Source organism: Brevibacterium sp. HMSC063G07 (assembly GCF_001810665.1).
Lineage (GTDB): Bacteria > Actinomycetota > Actinomycetes > Actinomycetales > Brevibacteriaceae > Brevibacterium.
Map to the genome: position 1 here is coordinate 190,676 of NZ_KV802350.1, position 18,872 is coordinate 209,547.

Consider the following 18,872-nt stretch of genomic DNA (forward strand, 5'->3'; position numbering starts at 1 on the left):
GAATGACGCCTGATGACTGAGGCAACGATGACTGACACAGCAACCGCACGCCCTCGCACCTACGAGGTCAAAACCTACGGATGCCAGATGAACGTGCACGACTCCGAAAGACTCTCGGGGCTTCTTGACGACGCCGGATACTCCCCAGCGCAGACCGGCGAACAGGCAGACATCGTCGTCTTCAACACCTGCGCGGTACGCGAAAACGCCGACAACCGCCTGTACGGAAATCTGGGCCGCTTAGCCGAGGTCAAAGAACAGCGCCCCGGCATGCAGATTGCCGTCGGCGGCTGTATGGCCCAAAAAGACCGCGATACCATCGTCAAACGCGCCCCATGGGTCGACGTGGTCTTCGGCACCCACAACATGGGATCACTGCCTGTGCTGCTCGAACGCGCACGCCACAACCAGGAAGCCCAAGTCGAGATCAAAGAAAGCCTCGACGTCTTCCCCTCGACCCTGCCCACCCGCCGCGAATCCTCCCACTCCGGGTGGGTGTCGATTTCTGTGGGCTGCAACAACACGTGCACGTTCTGCATCGTCCCTGCTCTGCGCGGCAAAGAAAAAGACCGTCGCCCCGGCGACATCCTCGCCGAAGTCGAAGCACTCGCAGCCGAAGGCGTTGTCGAAGTGACCCTGTTGGGTCAGAACGTCAATTCCTACGGCACCGAATTCCGCGACAGGGGCGCATTCGCAAAACTGCTGCGCGCTGTCGGCCAGGTACCCGGCATTGAGCGCGTGCGCTTCACCAGTCCGCACCCGGCGGCATTCTCCGACGATGTCATCGACGCTATGGCCGAAACCCCCACTGTCATGCCGCAGCTGCACATGCCGCTGCAGTCCGGATCGGACAAAGTGCTCAAAGACATGCGGCGTTCCTATCGCACCAAACGGTTCATGGGCATACTCGACAAAGTGCGCGAACGCATTCCGGGTGCCGCCATCACCACCGACATCATCGTCGGCTTCCCCGGAGAAACCGAAGAAGACTTCCAAGACACAATGGATATCGTCGAACAGGCCCGCTTCGCCCAGGCCTTCACGTTCCAGTACTCCATTCGGCCCGGAACCCCGGCGGCAGACATGGATAACCAGATCCCCAAGGACGTCGTCCAGGAGCGTTTCGAGCGCCTGACCGCTCTGCAAGACCGCATCTCTCTGGAAGAGAACGAGGCGCTGCTCGGCTCTGAAGCCGAAATCCTCGTGACCGGACTGCCCGATGAGGAACACGGCAGGTTCTCAGGCCGCGCCCGGGACAACCGGCTGGTTCACGTCAAGGCCGACCCGGACACCACCGTGCGCCCGGGTGACTTCGTGACCACCACGCTGACGGAGGCCAAGCCCTACTTCCTCATCGCGGATGCCCCATACACACTGCGCACATCCCCAGCCGGTGACGCGTGGGACCTCGCACAGGCAGACAGCTGTGGTGCAGGCTCCGGCTCAGCAGGTCCTGCTGGTCCCACTGTCCTGGGCATGCCGACCATCCGCACGCGATGACCTTCCGCGCCGCCGTTGTCCCAGCCGCGCCGGTCTACACGGCCGGCGTGACACGCACCCGGACACCAGCGGAAGACACGTTGCGCCAGTCCATGCTCACCGCGATCGCGTGGGCCGCCGGCGGCAGCACAGAAATCGGCACAGACGCTGACACCCCAATCGTGGGGCTTGGGCCCTACGGCATCGACCGAGGCGTCGACATGCACACGGGCGAGCTCCTCACCGGTAGCGCATGGCAGGCCGCGGTCGCTGAACTGCCCGATGAGGCCGCCCGTCAGGCTGTTCAGGACGCGTGCGCCCGCGCTGGATCGGCCGCCCTGCTGGCGGTCGAGGCGGGGCTGACCCCGGTCCCACTGGACCGCGCACAAGCCGCACTCATCACCTTCGACTTCTCTGCCACCTCGACCCCCGATGGGCCCCTGGCCCCCGTCGACGGCGCGGCAGAACACGACCGGGCCCTCATGGAAGCCATCAAAGCCGGTCAAGTTCAAGCCCTGGCACAAGCAGCGCAGGATTCCCGCACCTTTGCGTCGAACACCGAGTCGCTGCAGCGGCTGCTCAGCGCACACCGCCAGCCCGACGTCCACGTTGACTATGACGCAGAAACTCTCAGCACCCGCACCGCTGTGCTGCGGATGGAGTTTCCGTGACAGCGCACACCCGTCCGGTCATCAACATCGTCGGAGCAACGGCAACCGGCAAATCCGACCTCGCAGTCCGCCTAGCCGAACACTATGGCGGCGAAATCATCAACGCCGACGCCATGCAGTTCTATCGGGGAATGAACATCGGCACGGCAAAGATCACGCAGGCCGAAACCAGGGGAGTGCCGCACCACCTGCTCGACGTTCTCGACGTGACCCAAGACGCAAGCGTCAGCGAGTTCCAACAGCAAGCCCGCGCTCTCATCGCCGATATGCGAGCCCGAGGCGTGCTGCCCATCCTGGTGGGCGGGTCTGGCCTCTACGTGCGGGCGGCAACAGATGTCATGAACTTTCCGGGAACCGACCCGCACCTGCGCTCACGCCTGGAGCGAATAGCGCAGCTTGGCGGCACACACGACCTCCACGGGCTGCTGACGGAACTCGACCCGGAAGCCGGCGCGAAGATCAAGATCGAAGACACCCGGCGCATCGTGCGTGCCGTCGAAGTCATAGCGCTTACTGGTGAGACCTTCACATCGCACCTTCCCGAATACACCTACGCTATGCCGACCGTCCAGATCGGCCTGCGCATGAAACGCGATGACCTGCGTGAGCGCATCAGCACCCGCGTCCACTGCATGATAGAAAACGGCTGGGTTGACGAGGTTCGTGCGCTCATCACCGCGGGCATAGAGGAGTCGACGACCGCTGCTGCCGCAATCGGCTATCGACAGCTGATCGCCTATGTGCGCGGCACCATGACACTCGAAGAGGCCATCGAACAGACCATCATCCGCACGGGCCAGTTCGCCAAGCGGCAGGAAACCTGGTTCAAACGCGACCCGCGCATTCATTGGCTGCCTGCAGACGGCCCTGAGCTCTTCGACCAGGCGCTGGCCATCATCGACAGGCAGGAGACCGCATGAAACTCACCAAGGGCCACGGAACTGAAAACGACTTCCTCCTGTACGCCGACGACACTGTAAGGTTCGACCCGCACGCGATCGCCGCGGTCTGCGACCGGCGCACAGGCATCGGCGCCGACGGCGTTATCCGTGCGGCGACCATCGGCTCGGTTGATACGCCGACAGCCCGCGTTGCCGAGGAAGCCGGCGCCCAATGGTACATGGACTACCGCAACGCAGACGGCTCACCAGCGGAAATGTGCGGAAATGGGGTGAGGGTCTTTGCCCACTTCCTGCGTGAAACCGGGCTTCAGATGACCGAAAAGCTCATCATCGGAACGGCCGTCGGCCCCGTGATGGTTGAAACGACTTCCAGCCCGTTCGCCACAGACAGCAGCACCGGCGGAAACTCCGAAAATGGTATGGACTGCAATGTCGAAGGTGCAGACTCGGCCACCTGGTACCGCGTTCGCCTGCCGCGCGGGCCCAAGCCGATAGCCGATGACGCCTTCGCCGCTGTTGCAAACCTCCGTCCGCCCAGGCCCGCGGCGAGCGTCGACATGGAGAATCCCCACACCGTCGTCGCTGTGGCCCAAGCAGCTGAACTCGAAGCGCTCGACCTGCGCAAACCACCCGAAGTCCAGCCCGTACCGCCAGACGGCACGAACGTCGAGTTCATCGTCATCGACCACGGCCCGCTGCCCGAAGTCACCAACCCCCGCCTGCAGAACGCAGGGCGTTTGAGCATGCGCGTATACGAACGAGGTGTCGGGGAGACCCGCGCGTGCGGCACCGGGGCGTGCGCGGCGGCGCTGGCCGCCAGCCACTGGGCCGGGAAGGCGGCACCTCGAGAATGGTTCGTCACTCAACCGGGCGGAACAGTGCTCGTCGAGGTGGAAGATGATGTCGCGATTCTGTCCGGTCCCGCTGTTCTTACAGCAGAAGCGGCTCTTCTATGAGCGCCGCCGCCGTGGCGCTGTCACGCTGCCGGTATAGGCGGTCGTCACTTCGGCGCGACAGCTGAAAGGACCCGAAACCCCTTGGACGATGCAGCGCGGGAAACGGTGAAGCCTTCCGGCAGGTTTTCCTGCATCCATATCTGCAGCGAGTCTGAACCGAGGTTTTTGGCTACTGCGAGTAGTGCTTGCCCGCCGGGCTTCAGTCGGGGCAGCCAGGTCAGCAGAAGTTCGTGCAGCACGTCTTTGCCCACGCGGATCGGCGGGTTGGACCAAATCGCGTCAAAGCGCACATCGTCTGGAATCTGTTCGGCGGTGACGGGGCGGATTGAGTTAAGTCCCGCCTCGGCGGCATTCTTCTTTGTCAGCTGAAGTGAGCGTTCGTTGACATCGAGTGCCCAGACGCGCGTGGACGTCCCGGCATCGCGGGCGCTGAGACCGGCGTGCAGCGCTATCGGGCCCCAACCGCACCCAAGGTCCAGCACATTGCCGCAGGGAACCTCGGGCAGGTGGTCGAGCAGAACGGCGGTGCCTTTGTCAACGCGGCCGGGGGAGAACACGCCGGAGTCAGTCGTGACTGTCAGGTCGTGACCGGCCAGGCACACCTGCAGCGACCGTGGTCGTGACTGTGCGTTCGGGGTGGAAGAAAAATAGTGCTCGCTCACAGCCCTCAAGCCTACGCGCTCATGGCGCCGAAGGCTGTGCCCTGTGGGACAATGGGCCGCAATGCGAGAAGAAGACAAACTTTCAGCCCCCGGTGCCTCGAGTGCTGAAGACAGCACCCCCGGCAGCTCGGGTGAAGCCCCCGAGGAACCCCGCTCCGGCACCTCAACAGGCGAGTCCAGCCGCGAAGACGACATCCTCAACCGCGTCCTGTCGCGGGCTGACTCATCGCTCACAGCAGCGGAGCTCGCCGCTGACGACGACACCAACTTCGACGTCCAGGAGCGTGCCGCACTGCGCCGTGTGGCCGGGCTGTCGACGGAACTCGAAGATGTCACGGAAGTCGAATACCGTGACGTCCGCCTGGAAAACGTGGTGCTCGCAGGCGTGTACACCGACGGTACCGCCGAAGCTGCTGAAGACTCCCTGCGGGAACTTGCCGCCCTTGCCGAAACAGCTGGATCGACTGTCCTCGACGGTGTGATTCAGCGGCGCGACACTCCGGACCCGGCCACCTACTTGGGCCGCGGCAAAGCGCGCGAACTCGCCGAAATCGTGGCCGCCGTCGGCGCTGACACCGTCATCTTCGACTCCGAACTCGCCCCTTCCCAGCGTCGTGCCCTCGAAGACGTCGTCAAGGTCAAAGTCGTCGACCGTGTGGCGCTCATCCTCGACATCTTCGCTCAGCACGCCAAGAGCCGCGAAGGCAAGGCACAGGTCGAACTCGCACAGCTGGAGTACCTGCTGCCGCGTCTGCGCGGCTGGGGTGAATCCATGTCGCGGCAGGCCGGTGGACAGGTGGCCGGCGGCGCGGGAATCGGTTCGCGCGGTCCCGGTGAGACCCAGATCGAACTCGACCGGCGGCGCATCCGCAAGCGCATGGCGAAACTGCGCCGCGATATCGCCAAAATGACGCCTGCCCGCGAAGTCAAACGGTCTTCGCGCAAACGCAATCGCATCCCGTCGGTCGCGATCGTCGGCTACACCAACGCGGGCAAGTCGAGCCTGCTCAACCGGCTGACCGATGCCGGGGTCATGGTGCAGAACGTCCTGTTCGCCACCCTCGACCCCACCGTGCGGGCAGCCGAGGCGGAAGACGGACGCACCTACACGCTGACCGACACGGTCGGCTTCGTGCGCAATCTGCCGCACCAGCTGGTCGAAGCGTTCCGCTCCAGCCTGGAAGAGGCCGGGCAGGCGGATGTGCTTCTCCACGTGGTCGACGGTTCGCACCCCGACCCGGAGGGACAGATCGCGGCCGTCCACGATGTCCTCGCCGATGTCGTCGAGCCTTCCGTGCCGGAACTCATTGTCATCAACAAGGCCGACATCGCCAAGCCCGATGCGGTTGCACGGCTTATGCGCCGCCACCCAGGGGCCGTGGCGGTCTCCGCCCACACCGGTGAGGGCCTGGACATTCTGCGCACGACAATCGCCGATGCGCTGCCGCACCCCGAATTTGAGCTCACCGCCCTCATTCCCTACAGCCGCGGCGATCTGCTGTCTGCAGTTCACGAAGACGGCGAAATCGAGCGGATCGAGCACATTGACGAAGGTACTGTCGTTCACGCATTCGTCAACGGCGAACTCGCCGCCCAGCTCGAACCTTTCCGGCGGCCCGACATGTTCGCGGGCGCTTCATCTGAACCCAGCTCGCACGAGCTGCCGATTCCCACAGCCGCGCCCACCTCGCCCGAGCCCGTCACACCCGATCCCACCTCGCGTGATGAACCCGCGGGGGAGCGCGCGTGAAGGACGCTGCCGAGCTGCTGGGGACGGCCGTCGCCGCACTGCACGGCAGTCCCCGCGAGGGCCAACAGCAGATGGCCGAGGCTGTGAACTCGGCGTTGGAAAGCGAAACGCACCTGCTGGTGCAGGCCGGGACAGGCACGGGAAAGTCCTTGGGCTACCTCGTGCCCGCGGTGCGCTATGCCGTCGGCTCCGGCGAGCGGGTGATCGTCTCAACCGCAACGCTGGCGCTGCAGGCACAGATCATCGACCGCGACATCCCGCGGCTGGCAAAAGCCCTGCGCGAAGACCTCGGACGTCGACCGAGTGCGGCCGTACTCAAGGGACGCCGCAACTACCTGTGCAAACACAAACTCGCCGGCGGATACCCAGATGACGAGGCGGGGCTCCTGTTCGACACGGGAGCTGACGATGCGGCACACCGGGGCGGATCCATGAGCGCCCTAGAATCTGAGATCGCCCGCATCCGCTCGTGGGAACAGTCCACAGATACGGGCGACCGCGACGATTTGGTGCCCGGAGTCTCCGACCGCACGTGGTCCCACGTGTCCGTCAACGCCTACGACTGCCTGGGCCAAAAGTGCCCCATGGTCGAAGAATGCTGGGCTGAACTTGCACGCACAAAAGCCTCTGGTGCTGACGTCGTGGTCACCAATCACGCCCTGCTGGCAATTGATGCCTTCGGCGAAAACTCAGTGCTGCCGTCCCATGCGGCAGTAATCATTGACGAAGCCCACGAACTGCGCGACCGCGTGACATCGGCCCTTACCGGCAGTCTGACCGACACGATGCTCTCGGCAGCCCACTCGGCGGCGCGGAAGCACTCGGGGGCAACACCGGCGGCTCTCAGCGATTTCGACACTGCCCGCACGTCGCTGTCTGATGCGCTGGCGCAGGCGGAAGCGGGTCTGCTGCGGATGTGGCCCGAACCCCTGCAGGACGCGGTCGTGGCTGTGCGTGACAGTGCTCGCACACTGCTGAGCGCCTGCGGTGAGGCCGAGCGGGGCAAAGAGGCCGATTCGGGCTTGACGGTTGCGCGCGCTCGCATTCAGGAGGTTTTCGATCTTGCGGAGCGCATGACCGACGGCAACGCCAACGACGTCGTCTGGGTCAGCCGCAGTTCGTTTCGGGGTACGGAGACCGTCAGCCTCGTGATCGCTCCGCTGTCGGTTGCCGGCACCATGCGCCGCGGCCTGTTTGAAGAAGCAACCGTTGTCGCAACATCTGCAACCCTGGCGCTGGGCGGCCGATTCGAACCGGTCGCAGCGTCACTCGGTCTGGCGGGCCCTGACAGTCCGCGCTATGACAGCCTCGACGTGGGCTCGCCGTTTGACTACCCCAAGCAGGGCATCCTCTATGTTGCCGGCCATCTGCCCAAACCCGGCCGCGGAGGCCTCAATGTCGAACAGCTCGAAGAGCTGCGCGAACTCATAGAATCCTCCCGCGGGGGAGCGCTCGGACTGTTCTCGTCGAAAGCCGCGGCCGAGCAGGCAGCCGAATACATGCGCGAGTACACCGATCTGCCGATTCTGCTGCAGGGCGAAGACGGCCTGGGCAGCCTGGTGCGGTCCTTCAGCTCCGATGCTGACTCCAGCCTGTTCGGCACCATCTCCCTGTGGCAGGGAGTCGACGTTCCAGGTGATGCCTGCCGCCTGGTCCTCATCGATCGGATTCCCTTTCCCCGCCCGGACGATCCTCTCTCCACCGCCCGCACGGAAGCCGCCGCCCGCCGAGGTGCCAACGGCTTCATGGCCGTCTCTGCAACTCACGCTGCTCTCAAGCTGGCACAGGGGGCTGGGAGACTCATCCGCTCAACATCGGATCGCGGTGTCGTCGCGGTGCTTGATTCGCGCTTGCGAACGGCTCGCTACGCGAACTTCCTCATGGCAACACTTCCGCCCATGTGGAGAACAGAGAGCCCCGCGGTGGTCCGCGGGGCTCTCGAAAGGCTCAAACCGGAAGATTAGATGCGCCGGATGACCGCGGTCACAACACCCATGATGGTGGCAAAGGTGCCGTCAATGGGGGCGTAGTCAGGGTTCTGCGGCAGCAGCCACTGTTTGCCGTCCTTGCGCTTGAGCGTCTTGACCGTGGCTTCGTCATCCAGAAGGGCGGCGACTATTTCACCGTTCTCGGCGGTCGGCTGGCTGCGCACCACAACCCAGTCGCCGTGGCAGATGGCCGCATCGATCATCGAGTCTCCGACGACGTTGAGCAGGAACAGATTGTCGCCGGCGCCGACTAGCTGGCGCGGCAGCACGAACACGTCGTCCACGTTCTGCTCTGCCGTAATGGGACCGCCGGCGGCAATGCGGCCGACCACTGGAACGGCGGCCGCGTTCGAGGAGCTCTCCACCGCTGGGGCTTCGGCGACCTCAGCGGGGTTGACAACCTCGATTGCCCGCGGACGCTTGGGGTCGCGCCGCAGATAGCCGAGCTTCTCAAGCTGATTGAGCTGGTGTGCAACAGACGACAGTGAGGCCAGCCCCACCGACTTTCCGATCTCGCGCATGCTCGGCGGATAGCCGTTGCTGTGCACTGACGCTTCGATGGTCTCCAGCACCTGCCGCTGCCGGGCAGACAGTGAACGGTCGTCCGCGGCAGCTGAAGCGACCGGCAGGGAAGACTCGCTGTCACGGTGCCTGCGGAACGTGCTGACCTCCTTGGCCACATCGGTGTCGCGCGGGCGGCCGCGAGTTCGACGCGACTGAGTCATGACTCTGTCCTCTCAGCCCAAACCCTGACGTTTCTGCCGGTCAGAAGTGTGGAGCAGGTTATGTCAGTGCCTCGTGGGAGGCTCTGAAGCGTGGGAATCGGATGCAGTGTTCGAATCCATTTTCACATAGATGTTCGACAAACAGCGGATTCTGTTCTAATGTGTGTCTTAGAACATCAGTTCGAATAATGCGAATGGCCGTGGGGCAAGCGGCCGTCCGCGCCATCGCATTGTCGGGGTCGAACGCTTCGACTGTGTTAGGAGGAAGAATGCACACGCTCGCTCGCGCATCGCACCGTTCGGTAAGGGAAGGCCGGATCTTTTGGGTGCGCCGCATGGTGGCTCTCGCCGTCATTGCAGTGGTTGCTCTGTGTGCTGTCCTCCTCATCCGGCCGGAGGCTTCGGCTTCGAATGCGGAACCGGCTTTTGCTGATGACACCCGGGTGGTCGTCGTAGAAGAGGGCCAATCACTGTGGGAAATCGCCCGCGAAGCAGCCGGCTCGGAAGATGTTCGCGACGTCCTTACCGTCATCGTCGACATGAACGGGCTTGACTCATCGACGGTTCACCCTGGTCAGCGTATTCTCGTGCCCTCCCGATAGGATTGGGGCGACCGCGCCGCGCGGTCGGTCGCAGCCGAACGGAAACGAGGATTGATGCCCCAGAGGATCGGGACGGCGTCACGTCATACCAGCGAATCAAAGGTCGACGTCACAATTGATCTTGACGGAACAGGGAAGTCCGAGATCTCCACGGGCGTGCCTTTCTATGACCACATGCTTGACGCTCTGGCCCGCCACTCTCTGTGCGACCTGACGGTCAAGGCCGAAGGCGACATCGATATCGACGTCCACCACACTGTCGAAGACACCGCCATCACCATCGGTTGGGCGCTGAAAGACGCGGTCGGAGACAAAGCGGGCATTCGACGCTACGGCGACGCTGCCGTTCCCCTTGACGAAGCCCTCGCACAGGCCGTTGTCGACATCAGCGGTCGCCCGTACTTCGTCCACACCGGTGAACCCGAGGGCTTCCAGTACGCCATGATCGGCGGTCACTTCACCGGCTCTATGGTCAGCCACGCTTTGGAATCTCTGTCCATCAACGCGGGGCTGACCGTCCATCTCGCGCTCGTCGCCGGCCGGGACCCCCACCACATAGCGGAAGCAGAATTCAAAGCCTTCGCTCGCGCCCTTCGCATGGCACTTGAAGCCGACCCGCGCACCGGTGGGGCCATCCCCTCCACAAAGGGGGCCCTGTGAACACGGCGCTCGTAGTCACACCCTTCGGCGATCCCAAGCAGCTCGCTGCGGCTTGCGTGCTCAGCGACATTCGCGGCTCCGTCGTGCCCGTCGGCGGCTTCTCGGCCATTGTTCTTGACAACGCCAGCCGCGAACACGCCACGGAAGTCACCCAGAAGCTGTCGAAAATGGCAGGCCGCTACGAAGTCCTGCTGCTCGTCCGCGAAGACGACGCCATCGCGTCCGGGCATTACCGCGCCGGCAAACGGCAATCGGAAGTTCCCGCGGGGCTGGCCCTGCAGAATCTGCCCGAGGACGTTGAACGCCTGCTGCTGGGGCAAGCTGAGCCTGCCGACATCGAAGGCGCCCAGCACACAGCCGACATCAGCAAAATGCAGGCAAGCGCACTGACCATGACGGGTGCCCGCGCTGCAATTGCGCGCACCGCAATCGTCTGGATGATCGTGGCCGCGGCTGCGTTCATCGCGCTGGTCATCGGCGCCGTTGTCGCCCTCAGCGGCCCCTGGTACATGTGGATTGCCACGGCACTGGCCGCGGGTGTGTTCGGATTCAGCCTCTTCCGCATCAACAAGCTGCTTGGTCGCAGACAATGACCACGGTAGCCGTTCTCGATGCCGGGTCGGGCAATGTGCGCTCTGCGGTGCGGGCGCTCGAAGCCGCCGGCGCTGAGGTCCAGCTGACCGCCCAGCCGCAGTACCTGCTTTCGGCTGACGGGCTCGTAGTGCCGGGCGTCGGGGCCTTCGCATCCGTCATGGACGAACTGCGAGCCGTTGGCGCGCCCGCCATTATCCGCGAAAGGATTGAACGCGGGATGCCGGTCTTGGGCATCTGCGTGGGCCTGCAGGTCATGTTCGACCAGGGCACCGAACACGGTCTGACTGCCGAAGGCCTCGGCTTGTGGAATGGGTCTGTGACAAAGCTTTCAGCCCCCGTTGTTCCCCACATGGGGTGGACCACGGTGCGGCCACCGCAAGGTTCGCTGCTGTTCAACGGAATCACCGAAGAACACTTCTACTTCGTCCACTCCTATGCGGCACACACAGCGCCCAGCACAGGGGAAGCAACGTACGCAGAGCACGGCGAAAAGTTCATTGCCGCGGTTGAGGACGGCCCTCTGAGCGCTGTGCAGTTCCATCCGGAAAAATCTGGTTCGGCAGGGCTGAAGCTTCTTGCCAACTGGATCGCAGGCCTCGACGATTCCCACACCTAGGAGAAACAGTGACCGAAGCAGACCGCCTTGTGCTCTTTCCCGCAGTCGACATTGTCGGGGGCAAGGCCGTTCGCCTGCACCAGGGCGAGGCCGGCACCGAAACCGACTACGGGCAGCCGTTGGAAAACGCTGTGAAGTTTCAGGAGGCCGGAGCGGAATGGCTCCATCTGGTCGACCTCGACGCTGCTTTCGGTCGCGGTGACAACCGCGAGCTCATCCAGGAGCTCATCGCCTCGGTTGATCTCAAGGTCGAACTCTCCGGCGGAATTCGCGATTCAGCGGCACTCGAAGCCGCTCTCGAAATCGGCGCGGCCCGCGTCAACATCGGCACTGCCGCAATTGAAAACCCCACATGGACTGCCGACGTCATCCGCCAGCACGGTGACGCCGTTGCGGTTGGACTCGACGTGCGCGGTGATGTGCTCGCCGGCCGCGGCTGGACGAAAGAAGGCCGAAGCCTGTGGGACGTCCTCGAAGAACTCGAAGCCGCGGGCTGTTCGCGCTACGTCGTCACCGACATCAACACTGACGGCACCCTCAGCGGCCCCAACACGGAGCTTCTGCAGAAAATCGCAACGACCACGGGCACGCCGATCACCGCATCCGGCGGCATCTCCTCACTTGATGACCTTGTTGCCCTGCGCAAGCTCGTTCCAGCGGGCGTGGACTCCGCAATCATCGGCAAGGCTCTCTACGCCGGTCGATTCACCATGAGCGAAGCACTCGAAGTCGCCGGGCGTCCATGACAGACAGCACACCAGACGAGCCTCAGCTGCCCGAACACCTGAAAGCTATGTTCGGAGGTGCCGTGAGGCCAGATGGTTCTGCGTCGCCTGACGGTCATGCTGACTTCGACTCAGCCCGGACGGGCCATCAGGCTGACTCAGCGGGTACTGCGTGGAAGGGTCGTGAACTCAAGCCGAATCCCTTCGCCGGTGACACCGGCGAAGCTGACCCGCAGGTGACTGCGGCCCTCGACAATGCAACGGCCAATCCTTTTGACCCGACGGCCCACATCGGCGTAGTCGAGGCGCTCAAAGACTCGCGTGTTTACGCCCCCATTCTTCCGGAAGCGCTCAGCAAGTCCGTGGGGGAACACGGGCTCATGGTCGACAACAGCTCGGATATGGCTATGGTGCGTCTGTCATCCGAAGACGGCCGCGAGGTCACACCGTGCTTCACTGCCATTCCGCTTCTCACCCAGTGGGGGACTCAGGCTAGGCCCGTGCCGATCGAGGCCGAGCGCCTGGGCCTGGGTGCAGTTGACGAAGGCTCCCAACTGGTCATCATCGACCCTGGCAGTGATCACGCATTTTTGCTGCGCAGGCCGGCACTGTGGGCTTTTGTGCAAGGGCACGCCTGGACGCCATCGTGGGCCGACCGGGAAGTCGCGCAGGCCATTGGAGAAGCCGCAGCGCAGTTTCCATGGATCGCATCGGTCGGCGCAGGACCAGGCAGCAGAAGGATAGTGACGGGAGGTCCCGAACTGGCAATCATCCTCACACTGGAGGGTGAACCAGATTTCAGTGCCTTCCAGGCCCGCCTGGCAGAGCACCCCGTCATCGTCGACCGCGTCGATTCTCTGACCATCACCGTCCGCTGAGCTCAAAGGCCATAGCCCACACCCTTTGCCCCAAGGGCATCAGCCACGTCCGAACCCCGCGGCTGCAAGCCGCACCTGACTCCAAAGGCTTTAAGCCGCACGCGCACCTGACCTGAAGAGCCATAAGCAGTACAGGCGGATAGCCGCGGGTGCCGCACAACCGCCCTCCACCTCGGCACCCAGCCTGACTTGGGCACCCAGGCGCCATCTGCGCCTACGCTTTAGCAACAGAAACTCCCGTTAGCAGTGGTTGTCTTCGGGTGGATCCGCAGCTAAGGGGAGTTTGTGTGCGGCTAAAGCGCAGATTCCGGCTCAGGGGTGCTTCCGTACGGTCTGAACTCGCCAGAAGGGCATGTGCGAGAAACCGCAAGCGCTGCAACGCCCCCGCCCACCAAAACAACACCCAAACGCAAAAACACGAACGCCCCGACAGAGAATCTGCCGGGGCGCCCGTGTTTTCAGCCAAAGCCGCGCCAAGCTAACGCATAACGCGCAGCGCAGCTAACGCAGCTGAAGAAGATCAGGCCTGTTCCTGCTTCTTCTTAGCTTCGGTGACAACAGTTTCGATGCGGTTGCCGAGCTCTTCGTCGACGTTCTTCCAGTACTGGAAGACCTTGGGCAACAGCTCCTTGTCCCATACGCCCATGACGTGACCGGAGATGTTGTGAACCAGGCGGTCGCGAGCAGCGTCGTCGAGCACGTTGCGCACAAGCTCGCCGGCCTGGTTGAAATCACCGTCGTTTTCGCGCAGCGTCTGAGCGGCGCGAACGACGTCCGACTGCGGAACGTCAACCAGGTTGACGTCGGTAGCGGCGGACTCATCCGCATGCGGGCCGTCGTACGAGTTCGGTGCGTACTCAGGCTGGTCGGCCGGGTACAGTTCGTAGCGCATCTGGCCGTCGCGGCTGTAGTTGTGCTTGGGCGACTTCGGACGGTTCACCGGCAGCTGGGCGTAGTTCGGCCCAATGCGGTGACGGTGGGTGTCCGGGTAGGAGAACAGGCGGCCCATGAGCATCTTGTCAGGCGATAGTCCGGTGCCCGGAACGAGCGAAGCCGGGTTGAATGCGGCCTGCTCGATCTGTGCGAAGAAGTCTTCCGGGTTGCGGTTGAGCTCCATCTTGCCGACCTCGATCAGCGGGTAGTCCTTGTGGGACACCGTCTTGGTGACGTCGAAGATGTTGGTGCCGTAGGTGAAGCCCTCTTCGTAGGGGATGACCTGAACGGACAGGGTCCACGTGGGGAAGTTGCCTTCCTTGATGGCTTCGAACAGGTCGCGGCGGTGGAAGTCAGCGTCGATGCCGGCCATTTCGTCGGCGTCATCAGCGGAGAAGCCTTCGTGGCCGTACTTGTCGATGAATTCCTGCTTCTGGTCCGAGTGGAAGTGGTACTTGACCCAGAAGCGTTCGCCGGCTTCGTTGATCCACTGGAAGGTGTGGGATGCGTAGCCGTTCATTTCACGCCACGAGCGCGGGATGCCGCGGTCGCCCATGAGGTAGGTGACCTGGTGGGCCGATGCGGGTTCGTTGACCCAGAAGTCCCACTGCATGTTGTGATCGCGCAGGCCGGTCTGCGAGCTGCGCTTCTGCGAGTGGATGAAGTCGGGGAACTGGATGGCGTCGCGGATGAAGAAGATCGGGGTGTTGTTGCCCACGATGTCGAGGTTGCCCTCTTCGGTGTAGAACTTCAGTGCGAAGCCGCGGGGGTCGCGCCAGGTGTCGGGCGAGCCCTGTTCGCCGGCGACGGTCGAGAAGCGGGCGAGCATTTCGGTTTCGGCACCGGGCTGGAAGACCTTGGCCTTGGTGTACTTGGAAACATCGCCGGTGACGGTGAACGTGCCGAAAGCTCCGCCGCCCTTGGCGTGGACGACGCGCTCGGGAACGCGTTCGCGGTCAAACTGTGCGAGCTTCTCAACCAGGTAGTAGTCCTGCAGAAGCGTGGGGCCGTCAGCGCCGAGCGTCAGCGAGTGAACGTCGCTGCCGACTGGGATGCCGAAGTTGTCGGTTGTGCGGTTGGTTGCCATGAGTCCTCCTGGGTTGTCGGAGTTACAGAGAGTTCCTGAGCTCGCACTGGGGGCACTGCCCCCAGTAGACGACTTCGGCTTCGTCGATTGTGAAGCCGAAGTCCTCGGCGGGGCTCAGGCACGGAGCGCTGCCGGGTGCGCAGGCGACATCGCGGATGTCACCGCATGTTCGGCACACGAGGTGATGGTGATTGTCGTTGCGGTTGATTTCGTATCTGGCCGACGCGAAGCCGGCCGGATCGATGACCCTGACAAGCTGTGTGCGCGCGAACGCGCTGAGCACGTCGTACACCGTCTGCACTGACACCGTGCCGAGTTTTTCGCGCACTGCGCGGAAGACCTTGTCGGCGTCTGCGTGGGTGTGGTCGTGTTCCAACACGTCATAGACCGCCAGACGGGGCGCAGTCACGCGCAGTCCGGCGGCTCTGATCGTGTCGGCAGCACTCGTGGTCACAACTCAACCGTAGGCGTTTTCTGGAATGAGTCCAAGAAAGGGGAGCCTAACTCGCCAAAAGGCCGCTCGGCACCACGAGGTGCCGGCTGGGAATGCGTGCTTCGTTTGGAAGTGTCGGGCCGTGCGGGGGAGCTCAGGAAACGGGGCCGGTGTACTTTTCGCCCGGGCCTGAACCGGGAACGTCGGGGAAGGGGGAGGCTTCGCGGAAGGCCAGCTGCAGGCTGCGCAGGCCGTCTCGCAGGGGCCGGGCGTGCTGGTCGCCGAGGTCGACTGCGGACGAGGTGACAAGACCCGCCAGTGCGTTGATGAGCTTGCGCGCCTCATCGAGGTCCTGTAGGTCTTTGCCATTGGACTCTTCAGTGTCTTCGGCCAGTCCGCACTTCACGGCAGCGGCACTCATCAGGTGGATGGCCGCAGATGAAATGACCTCGACAGCAGGTACGTCGGCAATATCTCGCAGCGCCTGCTGCTCTGCGCGCGCGTGGTCGGCGGCAGTGTGATCATCGGAAAAAGTGTGGCGGTTTTCTGTCATGTCCCCAAGCTTCCCACATCCGAGTGTGAAAAACGCCTGAGTGTCGTGTAAGCTGGAGGGCGTGCAAAGTGGAGATTGACTCCCACCTGGATTGCCAAGGGCAATCGGGTCAGCGAAAACAGCTGGCACAAGCGGGCTTCAGGATCTGCTTTCCGGCTGTTGGGCACTGAGGTGAAGAATGTTCACCGGCAGCGTTTCAAGCTCCCTTTGCGTGTTCAAAGGGAGCTTTTCTGTTCCCTTGAACACCGTGATCACCATCTGAGTTAAGGAGCATGCACATCAGCGAGCCGCGCATCAACGATCGGATTCGAGTACCTGAGGTCCGTCTGGTCGGGCCCAACGGAGAGCAGGTCGGGATCGTCGCCATCCGCAAGGCACTCGACCTGGCACGCGAAGCCGATCTTGACCTCGTCGAGGTTGCGCCCAAGGCGAAGCCTCCGGTGGTCAAACTCATGGACTACGGCAAGTTCAAGTACGAAACTGCCCAGAAGGCACGCGAAGCACGGAAGAATCAGGCCAACACGGCCCTGAAGGAAATCCGGTTCCGACTCAAGATCGACGACCACGACTACGAAACCAAGAAGGGCCACGTCGTCCGCTTCCTCAACGGCGGAGACAAGGTCAAGGTCATGATCATGTTCCGCGGACGCGAACAGTCCCGCCCGGAAATGGGCATGCGGCTGCTTGAGAAGCTGGCCGAGGAGGTTGCCGAATACGGCACCGTTGAATCCTCACCTCGGCTTGATGGACGCAACATGGTCATGGTGCTCGCACCGACGCGTTCGAAGTCAGACGCCCGCGCAGAATCGCGCAGGGAGACCGCGGGTGCCAAGGGCACATACACCGAAGTCAAGTCGCGTCGCGACCGCGCTGCTCAGGCCAAGGCCGAGCAGCGAAACCAGAACTGACATCGGTTCAGGAGCGCCCAGCGCCCCAGAGCCACTACCCTCGGGACGGGTTTCCGAGGGCCGACTGAAGGAGAACGGCACAATGCCGAAGCAGAAGACCCACAGCGGTACGAAGAAGCGCATCCGCGTCACCGGCAGCGGCAAGCTCATGCGCGAAGGTGTCGGCAACCGCCACCTCGCAGAAGTCAAGAGCTCGCGCCGTAAGCGCCGCATCAGCGGCACCGACAAAGTCATGACCGGCGGCGACGCCGCCAAGGCCCGCAAGCTGCTGGGCAAGGCCTGACCAAAGCGCACCACAGCCCTACCGCTGTGACATTCATCTGAAGGAGTACACGTGGCACGTGTCAAGAGGGCTCTCAATGCCCACAAAAAGCGCCGGGTCATCCTCGACCGGGCGAGCGGCTACCGCGGACAGCGTTCGCGCCTGTACCGCAAGGCCAAAGAACAGGTCATCCACTCGCTGGTCTACAACTACCGCGACCGCCGCAAGCGCAAGGGCGATTTCCGTCGCCTCTGGATCCAGCGCATCAACGCTGGCGCCCGCGCCAACGGCATGACCTACAACCGCTTCATCCAGGGTCTCAAAGCCGCTGGTGTTGAAGTCGACCGTCGTATGCTCGCCGAACTGGCCGTCAACGACGCAGCCGTGTTCACCAAGCTTGTGGAAGTCGCCAAGAACGCACTTCCGTCAGACGTGAACGCGCCGAAGACGCCTGCTGCCTGAGTGCAGCTGTGAAAACGCGGGGGCTGTTTGGCCCCCGCGTTTTCGTTTCCCGACAGCTGAGGCTGCGCATACCGTCCAGAAGAACTGAGTGAGGTTATGGAAAGCGACATCCATCCCGGTCTGCACGGGCCGGAAGTGACGTCCCCGAAATCCCGCCGACTGCGCGAAGCCGCGAAGCTCGACCGCAAACAGGGTCGGGCCAAGTCGGGAAGATTCCTCGTAGAAGGTCCGCAGGGCATCCGCGAGGCCTTACGCCACCAGGCCGAAAACCGCCCCAAGGCCGTGACGCTGCACGTTGAGCCCGGTCAGGCGGCACCGCGGGGGACAGGGGCCGTCCTCGATGTGTGGGCGACCGTCGAAGCGGCCGAGCGCAACCCCGACATCATCGAGGCCGCGCGCAAAGCCGGCATCAAAATCAAGCAGACGGCTCCGGAAGCGCTGGCTTCGGTGGCTGAGACTGTTAACAGCCAGGGAATGATCGCCGTCGTCGAACAGCTTCACGCTGACTTGACCTCGGTGGTGACCAAGGAGGCAAAGCTCCTTGTCGTGCTCAGCCAAGTGCGGGATCCCGGCAACGCCGGAACCGTCCTGCGCGCAGCGGATGCCGCCGGTGCCGATGGTGTCATCATCACCTCCTCGAGTGTTGACGTCTACAACCCGAAGGCCGTGCGATCGACCGCCGGATCGATCTTTCACCTGCCGGTGGTGACCGGGGTCGGCCTTCCAGAAGTCACCGAACTGGCGCGCGCCCGCGGCCTGCAGATCCTCGCCGCTGACGGCCATCCGCCGGCTCACGACCTTCACGTTCCGTGGGATACCGGCCTTGACCTCGCCCGTCCAACCGCGTGGGTGTTCGGCAACGAAGCCTGGGGACTTCCAGAAGCTGATCGAGCGCAGGCCGACGCCGCCGTGGCCATCCCCATCTACGGAAAAGCAGAAAGCCTCAATCTGGCCACCGCCGCCTCGATTGCCGTCTATGAATCCGCCAAGCACGTCCGCATGATCTGACGGTTCGCTAGACTGCAG

At 63.4% G+C, this 18,872-nt stretch carries 21 protein-coding genes; 16 read left to right on the forward strand and 5 right to left on the reverse strand.

From position 1 onward, the window contains the following. Nucleotides 1-12 precede the first annotated feature (12 nt). Genes miaB through dapF form a run of 4 tightly spaced genes read left to right on the forward strand, consistent with a single transcriptional unit; the run spans nt 13 to nt 4,008 of the window. On the forward strand, nt 13-1,500 hold the full coding sequence (gene miaB / locus HMPREF2757_RS06245; protein ID WP_070574351.1) for a tRNA (N6-isopentenyl adenosine(37)-C2)-methylthiotransferase MiaB: 1,488 nt from the start codon (nt 13-15) through the stop codon (nt 1,498-1,500). Between the two features lie 47 nt (nt 1,501-1,547). Next, the gene (locus tag HMPREF2757_RS06250) at nt 1,548-2,150 is read left to right on the forward strand and encodes a hypothetical protein (protein WP_141750198.1); all 603 of its coding nucleotides are present in this window, start codon (nt 1,548-1,550) and stop codon (nt 2,148-2,150) included. Next, nucleotides 2,147-3,070 (forward strand): tRNA (adenosine(37)-N6)-dimethylallyltransferase MiaA, encoded by a 924-nt coding sequence (miaA, locus tag HMPREF2757_RS06255; RefSeq protein ID WP_070574355.1) that lies wholly within the window; start codon nt 2,147-2,149, stop codon nt 3,068-3,070. The genes HMPREF2757_RS06250 and miaA overlap by 4 nt, the downstream gene beginning before the upstream one ends. After that, nucleotides 3,067-4,008 carry a diaminopimelate epimerase gene (dapF, locus tag HMPREF2757_RS06260; protein WP_070574357.1) on the forward strand — a complete coding sequence of 314 codons (942 nt, stop codon included), beginning with the start codon at nt 3,067-3,069 and terminating at the stop codon, nt 4,006-4,008. The genes miaA and dapF overlap by 4 nt, the downstream gene beginning before the upstream one ends. A gap of 44 nt (nt 4,009-4,052) precedes the next feature. Here the strand turns inward: dapF and HMPREF2757_RS06265 are convergent, their stop codons facing one another. Then, nucleotides 4,053-4,670, reverse strand: coding sequence for a class I SAM-dependent methyltransferase (locus HMPREF2757_RS06265; protein WP_070574358.1), 618 nt, complete (start codon nt 4,668-4,670; stop codon nt 4,053-4,055). A gap of 61 nt (nt 4,671-4,731) precedes the next feature. On the opposite strand from HMPREF2757_RS06265, the gene hflX reads away from it, so the two are divergent. After that, nucleotides 4,732-6,420 carry a GTPase HflX gene (gene hflX / locus HMPREF2757_RS06270; protein ID WP_070574361.1) on the forward strand — a complete coding sequence of 563 codons (1,689 nt, stop codon included), beginning with the start codon at nt 4,732-4,734 and terminating at the stop codon, nt 6,418-6,420. Further along, nucleotides 6,417-8,384 (forward strand): ATP-dependent DNA helicase, encoded by a 1,968-nt coding sequence (locus tag HMPREF2757_RS06275; RefSeq protein WP_070574363.1) that lies wholly within the window; start codon nt 6,417-6,419, stop codon nt 8,382-8,384. The genes hflX and HMPREF2757_RS06275 overlap by 4 nt, the downstream gene beginning before the upstream one ends. Here the strand turns inward: HMPREF2757_RS06275 and lexA are convergent. Then, nucleotides 8,381-9,133, reverse strand: coding sequence for a transcriptional repressor LexA (lexA, locus tag HMPREF2757_RS06280; protein ID WP_070574365.1), 753 nt, complete (start codon nt 9,131-9,133; stop codon nt 8,381-8,383). The genes HMPREF2757_RS06275 and lexA overlap by 4 nt on opposite strands. 269 nt (nt 9,134-9,402) lie before the next feature. Here lexA and HMPREF2757_RS06285 point away from each other — a divergent pair, with 269 nt between their 5' ends. The 6 genes from HMPREF2757_RS06285 to HMPREF2757_RS06310 are packed head-to-tail and all read left to right on the forward strand — an operon-like array spanning nt 9,403 to nt 13,208. Then, nucleotides 9,403-9,735: a LysM peptidoglycan-binding domain-containing protein gene (locus HMPREF2757_RS06285; protein WP_070574367.1), complete on the forward strand. Its 333-nt coding sequence runs from the start codon at nt 9,403-9,405 to the stop codon at nt 9,733-9,735. Between the two features lie 54 nt (nt 9,736-9,789). Continuing rightward, the gene (gene hisB / locus HMPREF2757_RS06290) at nt 9,790-10,395 is read left to right on the forward strand and encodes an imidazoleglycerol-phosphate dehydratase HisB (RefSeq protein WP_070574369.1); all 606 of its coding nucleotides are present in this window, start codon (nt 9,790-9,792) and stop codon (nt 10,393-10,395) included. Continuing rightward, nucleotides 10,392-10,988, forward strand: a complete 597-nt coding sequence (locus HMPREF2757_RS06295; RefSeq protein WP_070574371.1) for a hypothetical protein — start codon at nt 10,392-10,394, stop codon at nt 10,986-10,988. Before hisB ends, HMPREF2757_RS06295 begins: the two co-directional genes overlap by 4 nt. Then, on the forward strand, nt 10,985-11,605 hold the full coding sequence (gene hisH, locus HMPREF2757_RS06300; RefSeq protein ID WP_070574373.1) for an imidazole glycerol phosphate synthase subunit HisH: 621 nt from the start codon (nt 10,985-10,987) through the stop codon (nt 11,603-11,605). The genes HMPREF2757_RS06295 and hisH overlap by 4 nt, the downstream gene beginning before the upstream one ends. A gap of 8 nt (nt 11,606-11,613) precedes the next feature. Beyond that, nucleotides 11,614-12,351: a bifunctional 1-(5-phosphoribosyl)-5-((5-phosphoribosylamino)methylideneamino)imidazole-4-carboxamide isomerase/phosphoribosylanthranilate isomerase PriA gene (priA, locus tag HMPREF2757_RS06305; protein WP_070574375.1), complete on the forward strand. Its 738-nt coding sequence runs from the start codon at nt 11,614-11,616 to the stop codon at nt 12,349-12,351. Beyond that, nucleotides 12,348-13,208 (forward strand): SseB family protein, encoded by an 861-nt coding sequence (locus HMPREF2757_RS06310; protein WP_070574377.1) that lies wholly within the window; start codon nt 12,348-12,350, stop codon nt 13,206-13,208. Before priA ends, HMPREF2757_RS06310 begins: the two co-directional genes overlap by 4 nt. A gap of 520 nt (nt 13,209-13,728) precedes the next feature. Here HMPREF2757_RS06310 and HMPREF2757_RS06315 read toward each other — a convergent pair. From HMPREF2757_RS06315 to HMPREF2757_RS06325, 3 genes are all read right to left on the reverse strand, one after another. Continuing rightward, on the reverse strand, nt 13,729-15,228 hold the full coding sequence (locus HMPREF2757_RS06315; protein ID WP_070574379.1) for a catalase: 1,500 nt from the start codon (nt 15,226-15,228) through the stop codon (nt 13,729-13,731). Between the two features lie 22 nt (nt 15,229-15,250). Next, nucleotides 15,251-15,682, reverse strand: a complete 432-nt coding sequence (locus tag HMPREF2757_RS06320) for a Fur family transcriptional regulator (protein WP_070574381.1) — start codon at nt 15,680-15,682, stop codon at nt 15,251-15,253. A gap of 133 nt (nt 15,683-15,815) precedes the next feature. Beyond that, nucleotides 15,816-16,214 carry a DUF1844 domain-containing protein gene (locus tag HMPREF2757_RS06325; RefSeq protein WP_070574383.1) on the reverse strand — a complete coding sequence of 133 codons (399 nt, stop codon included), beginning with the start codon at nt 16,212-16,214 and terminating at the stop codon, nt 15,816-15,818. Between the two features lie 272 nt (nt 16,215-16,486). Between HMPREF2757_RS06325 and infC the strand changes: the two genes are divergently transcribed. The 4 genes from infC (at nt 16,487) to HMPREF2757_RS06345 (ending at nt 18,854) form a co-directional block, all read left to right on the forward strand. Further along, nucleotides 16,487-17,122 (forward strand): translation initiation factor IF-3, encoded by a 636-nt coding sequence (gene infC, locus HMPREF2757_RS06330; RefSeq protein ID WP_070574385.1) that lies wholly within the window; start codon nt 16,487-16,489, stop codon nt 17,120-17,122. Between the two features lie 82 nt (nt 17,123-17,204). Continuing rightward, entirely contained in the window at nt 17,205-17,405 is a 201-nt protein-coding gene (rpmI, locus tag HMPREF2757_RS06335; protein WP_019174918.1) for a 50S ribosomal protein L35, read from the forward strand. Nucleotides 17,406-17,456: 51 nt separating this feature from the next. Further along, nucleotides 17,457-17,846: a 50S ribosomal protein L20 gene (gene rplT, locus HMPREF2757_RS06340; protein ID WP_070574386.1), complete on the forward strand. Its 390-nt coding sequence runs from the start codon at nt 17,457-17,459 to the stop codon at nt 17,844-17,846. Between the two features lie 96 nt (nt 17,847-17,942). Continuing rightward, nucleotides 17,943-18,854: a TrmH family RNA methyltransferase gene (locus tag HMPREF2757_RS06345; RefSeq protein WP_070574387.1), complete on the forward strand. Its 912-nt coding sequence runs from the start codon at nt 17,943-17,945 to the stop codon at nt 18,852-18,854. Nucleotides 18,855-18,872 lie beyond the last annotated feature (18 nt).